The organism is Actinomadura logoneensis (assembly GCF_003428695.1).
GTDB classification, from domain to species: Bacteria; Actinomycetota; Actinomycetes; order Streptosporangiales; family Streptosporangiaceae; genus Spirillospora; species Spirillospora logoneensis.
On the sequence record NZ_QURH01000951.1, the window covers coordinates 1 to 8,073 of the forward strand.

Sequence of the window (8,073 nt, forward strand, 5' to 3'; positions counted from 1 at the left end):
CCGTCCTCCCCGGGCGCGGCGCCCTCGCCTCCCCGGGCGCGGCGCCGCGGCCCTCCCGGTGCGGCCCTCTCGCCCGGGACGCCGCCACGTCCGTCCGGGCGCCGCTTCTACGCGACGAGGGGCCGTTCTCGCCATCGGTACGCCCCTGGCGAAAAGCAGGGCCCTCGGGCTTAACCGGGGTCGCGGGCGCGTTAATGTCCAATCATCCGAACCGATTAAAGGACCGGAGGAACACCCGGTGAGCATGCCTCCGACTTTCGACGAGTCGTCCCGGATCCAGGCGCGGGTGGCCGAGGCGCCGCTGCTGCCCCTGGGCGACCAGCTCTTCCAGCGGCTGCTGCGCGAGCGGATCGTCTTCCTCGGCCAGCAGGTGGACGACGACATCGCCAACCGCATCTGCGCCGAGCTGCTGCTGCTGTCGGCCGAGGACGGCCGCCGCGACATCACGCTGTACATCAACTCGCCCGGCGGCTCGGTGACGGCCGGCATGGCGATCTACGACATCATGCAGTACGTCCCGAACGACATCGTGACGGTCGGGATGGGACTGGCGGCGTCGATGGGGCAGTTCCTGCTCTGCGCCGGCACCACGGGCAAGCGCTACGCCCTGCCGCACGCGCGGATCATGATGCACCAGCCGTCCGGCGGCATCGGCGGCACGGCGTCCGACATCAAGATCCAGGCCGAGCAGATGCTGTACGTCAAGAAGACGCTCGCCGAGAAGATCGCCGCCCACACCGGCCAGCCGCTGGACCAGATCGAGCGCGACTCCGACCGGGACCGCTGGTTCACCGCCGAGGAGGCCAAGGACTACGGCTTCGTCGACCACGTGGTGCTCAGCGCCAACCAGGTGCCCTCCGAGGGCACGGTCAGCTGACGAATCATCCCGAAGCGGAGGCACAGCAAGTGAGCGAACTGTTCCGGCCCCAGGTCCAGGCAGGCGGAAGCGGCGCGGTGGCGCCGGTGGACAACCGCTACATCATCCCGTCCTTCGTCGAGCGCACCACGTACGGGGTCAAGGAGATGAACCCGTACAACAAGCTCTTCGAGGAGCGGATCATCTTCCTCGGCGTGCAGATCGACGACGCCTCGGCGAACGACGTGATGGCCCAGCTCATCACGCTCGAGTCGATCGACCCCGACCGCGACATCAGCATCTACATCAACTCGCCCGGCGGCTCCTTCACCGCCATGACGGCGATCTACGACACGATGCAGTTCGTCAAGCCGGACATCCAGACGGTGTGCATCGGCCAGGCGGCCTCGGCCGCGGCCGTGCTGCTCGCCGCCGGCACCCCCGGCAAGCGGGCCGCGCTGCCCAACTCGCGGATCCTGATCCACCAGCCGGCGACCGAGGGCACCTACGGCCAGTCGTCCGACATCGAGATCCAGGCCCGCGAGATCATGCGGATCCGCGAGCAGCTCGAGGACATCCTGGCCACCCACTCCGGGCGCGACCTGGAGGAGGTCCGCCGGGACATCGAGCGCGACAAGATCCTCACGGCCCAGGAGGCCAAGGAGTACGGCCTGATCGACGATGTCTTCGTCAGCAGGAAGCGCAAAGCCGAGGTAGTGTCGTCCTGACGAGACGGCGCTGACGGCGTCCCTTCGGGAGGGCGCGTTGGGCCCCCGCCCGGCCGGTACGGGACGGGCGGGGGGCTTAACAACCCACTGCGAGGCGGTAACGTCGAATCCAACGCCTGGAGCCTCCGGGACCAGACCCAGCCGCAGCGGATGGCCGAACAGGCCGCGGCCCCACGAAAAGGAGACAGTTGGGTGGCACGCATCGGCGACGGTGGTGACCTGCTCAAGTGCTCGTTCTGCGGGAAGAGCCAGAAGCAGGTCAAGAAGCTCATCGCGGGTCCGGGCGTGTACATCTGCGACGAGTGCATCGATCTCTGCAACGAGATCATCGAGGAGGAGCTCTCCGAGACCTCCGATCTCAAGTGGGACAGCCTGCCCAAGCCGCGGGAGATCTACGAGTTCCTCGACTCCTACGTGATCGGGCAGGAGACGGCCAAGAAGGCCCTCTCCGTCGCCGTCTACAACCACTACAAGCGGATCCAGTCCGGTGACACGGGCTCGGGCGACGGGGTCGAGCTGGGGAAGTCCAACATCCTGCTCCTCGGCCCCACCGGATCGGGCAAGACGCTGCTCGCGCAGACGCTCGCCAAACTCCTCAACGTCCCGTTCGCGATCGCGGACGCCACGGCGCTGACGGAGGCCGGCTACGTCGGCGAGGATGTCGAGAACATCCTGCTGAAACTGATCCAGGCGGCCGACTACGACGTCAAGAAGGCCGAGACCGGGATCATCTACATCGACGAGGTCGACAAGATCGCCCGCAAGAGCGAGAACCCGTCGATCACCCGGGACGTCTCGGGCGAGGGCGTCCAGCAGGCGCTGCTGAAGATCCTGGAGGGGACCACCGCGAGCGTCCCGCCGCAGGGCGGCCGCAAGCACCCGCACCAGGAGTTCATCCAGATCGACACCACCAACGTGCTGTTCATCTGCGGTGGCGCGTTCGCCGGGCTGGAGAAGATCGTCGAGTCCCGGGTCGGCAAGCAGGGCATGGGCTTCGGCGCGGTGATCCGGTCCAAGTCCGACTTCGACGAGGCGGCCAACGTCCTCGGCGACGTCATGCCGGAGGACCTGCTGAAGTTCGGGATGATCCCCGAGTTCATCGGCCGGCTGCCGGTGATCACCAGCGTCCACAACCTGGACCGCGAGGCGCTGATCAACATCCTCACGGTGCCGAAGAACGCGCTCGTCCGCCAGTACCACCGGCTGTTCGAGCTCGACGGCGTCGACCTGGAGTTCACCGACGACGCCCTGGAGGCCATCGCCGACCAGGCCATCCTGCGCGGCACCGGCGCCCGCGGCCTGCGCGCGATCATGGAGGAGGTCCTCCTGTCGGTGATGTACGAGGTCCCGTCCCGGCAGGACGTGGCCCGCGTCGTCATCACCCGCGAGGCCGTCCTGGAGCACGTCAACCCGACCCTCGTCCCGCGGGAGCGCAGCAAGCGCGAACCCCGCGAGAAGAGCGCGTAGCAAGCCCGAACAGGCCCGTCACCACCGTGGCGGGCCTTTCGCATGCCCTGTGACGCGGGGGAGCGCCGCGCCGGTCGCGCGGGGCTCAGTTCCGGCCGGACTCGCCGAGGCCGGCCTCGCGGGCCATGACGATGGCCTGGGCCCGGTCCGCGACGTGCAGCTTCATGAAGATGTTCGACACGTGGTTGCGGACGGTCTTGGTCGACAGGAACAGCGCGGACGCGATGTCGGCGTTGCCGCGGCCCTGCGCGATCAGCTCCAGCACCTCCCGCTCCCGCTCGGTGAGCTGCGGGAACGCGTTCTGCTTGGGGTGCGGCATCCCGGCGAAGTAGGTCAGGACGCGGCGGGCGATCTCCGGGCCGTAGATGGCCTCGCCCGCGGCCACGGCCCGGACGGCGCGCGCGATCTCCTCGGCCCCGGACTCCTTGAGCAGGTAGCCGCGGGCGCCCGCGCGCATGGCGGCGAAGACCGAGTCGTCGTCCTGGAACATCGTCAGGACGAGGACCCCGGCGCGCGGGTTGGTGCGGGTGATCGTGCGGGTGGCCTCCAGGCCGTTCCCGCCGGGCATGTGCAGGTCCATGACGACCACGTCCGGCCGCAGCTCGGCGGCCAGCCGGACCGCCTCCGGGCCGCTCTCGGCCTCGCCGACGACCTCCACGCCGAGCGCCTGGAGCAGGCCGCGCAGGCCCTGCCGGAACACGGGGTGGTCATCGGTGATCAGGACCCGGATCGGTGCGGCGCCCGCCGCGCCGGCCTGTCCGGCCGCGTTGCCGGTGCCCGCGTTGCCGGTGCCCGCGTTGCCGGTGCCCGCGGGTCCGCCCTGTCCGGCCGCGGCGCCCCCGGCCGGGGGGCCTCCGAGTCCGTGGGGCCCGGAGTCGCGGGTCCCCGGTTCATCGGTCGCCGGTTCGTGGCCCGGCGGCCCGTGGTGCTCCGCGTCGTGGTGCTCCGCGTCGTGGTTCCCGGCCCTGTCGCTCATGGCCTCGTCCTCCGGAAGCCGCGTCCCCTACCCGCGCCGTGGCGGCCTGCACCGCGCCGGTAGGGGGATGCTACCGCCGGGAAAGGGCTACTTCTTCTGCTCCACGGCGTCGCGGAACGTCCGCATCAGGGCCGCGGTGTCCGAGACCGTCGTCCCGTTCTTGGTCGGGACGACCGCTCCGAAGCTGCTGCTGGTGGCCCAGGCGCACTCGGTGATCGTGACGCCCGCCGAGTGAAGCTGGAAGCAACCGGCCTTGCCGCCGTGCGATCCGGGCTCCACGGTCTCGACGACGCTGCCGTTCTGGGACGCCGACGACCGGATGCCGCTCATGAAGGTGCCCGGGTCGCCGATCGGGCCGGTGCCGCCGAAGAAGATCACGCCCGTGGTGCCGGTGAGCGAGCCGCCGCTGCTGCCCGGGTCCTTGTAGAACGCCGAGCTGACGTCGGTGACCTTGCCGTGCGTCAGCGTCCGCATCTGCGTCTTGAGGCTGCTCATCCGGCTCTCCATCTGCGACTCCATGGTGGAGTCGCGGTTGCGTCCGGCGACGCTGTCGGGGGTCGAGATCGTGTACTTGTCACCGCCTCCGCCGCTGAGCACCACGACCGCGACCACCGCGATGATCACCAGGACGAGGCCGCCCCCGACCAGGCCGAGCACCAGGCCGGCCTTGGACTGGCGCGGCGGGACGCCGGGCGGGGGGCCGAAACCGGGCTGCGGCTGGGCGAAACCACCGGGCGGCTGGCCCCAGCCGGGCTGCTGTGAGTCCTGCGGGGCCCAGCCGGGCTGCGCCGGCGGCGGGGCCTGCGGGGCCGGCTGCGCGGGCTGGCCGTAACCGGGCTGCTGGCCGTATCCGGGCTGGCCGTAGGGGGTGGGGGCGCCGCCGGGGGCCGGCGGGTAGCCGCCGGGATTGCCTCCCGGCGCCTGGGGCGGAGGGTTCCAGCCGCTCACGTTCTCTCCTAGATCCTTGATCTCTCTTGACCCCGCACGTTATACGCGTCCGGGACCCGTAGAATCAGGGGCCGTGACTCAGCCCAGCAACGAGCCCAGCACCGAGCGCGGCGACGAGCGCGGCCGGACCGCGGCCGCCGACGTCGATCTGCCCACCCAGTACCAGCCGGCGAACGTCGAGGGCAGGCTCTACGAGCGCTGGGTATCCGCGGGCTACTTCACGGCCGACCCGGCCCGCGACCCCGCCGCTCCCGCCTACTCGATCGTCATCCCGCCGCCGAACGTGACCGGCTCCCTGCACATGGGCCACGCCCTGGACCACTCGATCCAGGACACGCTCGTCCGGCGCCGCCGCATGCAGGGCCACGAGGTCGCCTGGGTCCCCGGCATGGACCACGCGGGCATCGCCACCCAGAACGTGGTCGAGCGCGAGCTCGCCAAGGAGGGCCTGTCCCGGCACGACCTCGGCCGCGAGGCGTTCGTCGAGCGGGTCTGGAAGTGGAAGGGCGAGTCGGGCGGCCGGATCCTCGGCCAGATGCGCCGGCTCGGCGACTCGGTCGACTGGACGCGCGAGGCGTTCACGATGGACGAGGCGCGCGCCCGCGCCGTCCGGACGATCTTCAAGCGGCTGTTCGACGACGGCCTGATCTACCGCGCCGAGCGCATCATCAACTGGTGCCCGCGCTGCCTCACCGCCCTGTCGGACATCGAGGTCGAGCACTACGACCGCGAGGGCGAGCTGGTCTCGATCCGGTACTCGGACGAGATCGTCGTCGCGACCACGCGCGCCGAGACGATGCTCGGCGACACCGCCGTGGCCGTCCATCCCGAGGACGAGCGGTACCGGCACCTGGTCGGGACGACGGTGGAGCTGCCGCTGACCGGCCGCCGCATCCCGGTCGTCGCCGACGAGCACGTCGACCCGGAGTTCGGCACCGGGTGCGTCAAGGTCACCCCGGCGCACGACCCGAACGACTTCGAGATCGGCCGCCGCCACGACCTGCCGACCCTGTCGGTCATGGACGAGCGCGGCGTGATCACCGCGCACGGCCCGTTCGAGGGCATGGACCGGTTCGAGGCCCGTCCCGCCGTCGTCGCCGCGCTGCGCGAGGAGGGCCGGATCGTCAAGGAGGTCCGCCCCTACGAGCACGCGGTCGGGCACTGCCAGCGCTGCTCCACGGTCGTCGAGCCGCGCGTGTCGCTGCAGTGGTTCGTCAAGGTCGAGCCGCTGGCGAAGGCCGCGGGCGACGCCGTCCGCGACGGCCGCGTCGCGATCCACCCGCCGGAGATGGCGCCCCGCTACTTCGAGTGGGTCGACAACATGCACGACTGGTGCATCAGCCGCCAGCTGTGGTGGGGGCACCGCATCCCGGTCTGGTACGGCCCGGACGGCGAGACCGCCTGCCCCGGCCCGGACGAGGAGCCGCCCGTCGGCTGGACGCAGGACACCGACGTCCTCGACACGTGGTTCTCCTCCGCGCTGTGGCCGTTCTCCACGCTCGGCTGGCCGGACGCCGACGCCGCCGACCTCAAGCGGTTCTACCCGACGTCCGTGCTGGTCACGGGGTACGACATCCTGTTCTTCTGGGTCGCCCGGATGATGATGTTCGGCCTCTACGCGATGGACGGCGTCGTGCCGTTCCGGACGATCGCGCTGCACGGCATGGTCCGCGACCAGCACGGCAAGAAGATGTCGAAGTCGTTCGGCAACGTCGTCGACCCGCTCGACTGGATCGACCGGTACGGCGCGGACGCCACCCGCTTCACGCTGCTGCGCGGCGCGAACCCCGGCGGCGACGTCCCGGTCGCCGAGGACTGGGCGCAGGGCTCGCGCAACTTCTGCAACAAGCTGTGGAACGCCACCCGGTTCGCGATGATCAACGGCGCGCACGTGCGCGGTGAGCTGCCGGCCGAGGTCTCGACCGTGGACGCCTGGATCCTGTCCCGGCTCCAGCAGGTCGCGGCCGAGGTCGACGGCCACCTGGAGGCGTTCGACTTCGCCAAGGCGTGCGAGGCGCTGTACCACTTCGCCTGGGACGAGGTCTGCGACTGGTACGTCGAGCTGGCCAAGGTCCAGCTCGCCGACGAGCGCGCCGAGGCCACCCGCCGCATCCTCGGCGAGGTCCTCGACAAGCTGCTGCGGCTGCTGCACCCGGTGATCCCGTTCGTCACCGAGGAGCTGTGGACGTCGCTGACCGGCGAGGAGACGATCGTCCGCGCCGCCTGGCCGGTCGCGGACGCCGCGCGCGAGGACAAGGCCGCCGAGCTGGTCGTCGAGTCGCTGCAGCGGCTGGTCACCGAGGTCCGCCGGTTCCGCGCCGACCAGGGCCTGAAGCCGGGCCAGAAGGTCGCCGCCGCGCTGGAGTGGGGCGACTCGCCGCTGCGCGACCACGAGGAGGGCGTGCGCGCGCTGCTGCGCCTCACCCCGCCCGGGGACGGCTTCACCGCCACCGCCTCGCTGCCCGTCGAGGGAGCGGTCGTCCGGCTCGACACCGCGGGCGCGATCGACGTCGCCGCCGAGCGCAAGCGGCTGGACAAGGACCTCGCCGCCGCCCGCAAGGAGGTCGAGCAGACTACCAGGAAGCTGGCGAACGAGGCGTTCATGGCCAAGGCCCCGGAGGCGGTCGTCGCGAAGAACCGCGCCCGGCTCGCGCAGGCCGAGGCGGACATCGCGCGCCTGGAGGCCCAGCTCGCCGCCCTCCCGGCCGGCTGACCCCGGCTGATCCGGCCGCCCGACGCTCGCCGTCGCCGTCGCCCCCATCCCGGTCTGCGGGACGGGGGCGACGCCGTTTCGGGAGGACGACCCGGGTACATGTCCCGGGCAGGCGATCCGGGCGGACGCTCGGGGAACCGGAACGGCCGCGGGAGGGTCCAACTGGACGGGCTTTCGTACACTGGCGGTGTCTTCCCGTTCGACGCAGCGCAGGGAGAGTGATGTCCGAGTCGTCGTCGCAGCCTCCCGATCCCGCGCCGCTCCATCCGAAGCCGCCGGAGACCGCCCCCGAGTTCGCCGTCCCGCCCGTCCCGCCGCCGCCTCCGGCCCCCGCGGAGCCCCCGCCCGGGAACGCCGCGCCGGAGCCCGCCGCCTCGGCTCCGCC

The 8,073-nt window shown here is 71.3% G+C and carries 6 protein-coding genes; 4 read left to right on the forward strand and 2 right to left on the reverse strand.

Annotated elements, in window-relative coordinates:
- The first annotated feature begins 244 nt into the window (after positions 1-244).
- From DZF91_RS32135 to clpX, 3 genes are all read left to right on the forward strand, one after another.
- Entirely contained in the window at positions 245-877 is a 633-nt protein-coding gene (locus tag DZF91_RS32135; protein ID WP_117360822.1) for a ClpP family protease, read from the forward strand.
- A 29-nt stretch (positions 878-906) separates the two neighbouring features.
- Positions 907-1,584 carry an ATP-dependent Clp protease proteolytic subunit gene (locus tag DZF91_RS32140; protein WP_117360818.1) on the forward strand — a complete coding sequence of 226 codons (678 nt, stop codon included), beginning with the start codon at positions 907-909 and terminating at the stop codon, positions 1,582-1,584.
- Between the two features lie 192 nt (positions 1,585-1,776).
- Entirely contained in the window at positions 1,777-3,051 is a 1,275-nt protein-coding gene (gene clpX, locus DZF91_RS32145) for an ATP-dependent Clp protease ATP-binding subunit ClpX (RefSeq protein ID WP_117360819.1), read from the forward strand.
- An 85-nt stretch (positions 3,052-3,136) separates the two neighbouring features.
- Here clpX and DZF91_RS32150 read toward each other — a convergent pair whose 3' ends face one another.
- Together DZF91_RS32150 and DZF91_RS32155 are read right to left on the reverse strand one after the other, a co-directional pair.
- Entirely contained in the window at positions 3,137-3,781 is a 645-nt protein-coding gene (locus DZF91_RS32150; RefSeq protein ID WP_117360823.1) for a response regulator transcription factor, read from the reverse strand.
- Positions 3,782-4,114: 333 nt separating this feature from the next.
- Positions 4,115-4,975, reverse strand: coding sequence for a hypothetical protein (locus DZF91_RS32155; protein ID WP_117360820.1), 861 nt, complete (start codon positions 4,973-4,975; stop codon positions 4,115-4,117).
- Between the two features lie 73 nt (positions 4,976-5,048).
- On the opposite strand from DZF91_RS32155, the gene DZF91_RS32160 reads away from it, so the two are divergent.
- Positions 5,049-7,688 (forward strand): valine--tRNA ligase, encoded by a 2,640-nt coding sequence (locus DZF91_RS32160; protein ID WP_117360821.1) that lies wholly within the window; start codon positions 5,049-5,051, stop codon positions 7,686-7,688.
- Positions 7,689-8,073 lie beyond the last annotated feature (385 nt).

What these genes read in the sequence shown, in the direction of transcription:
- DZF91_RS32135 (WP_117360822.1), top strand. Translation starts at nt 245, where the DNA reads ATGCCTCCGACTTTCGACGAGTCGTCCCGGATCCAGGCGCGGGTGGCC.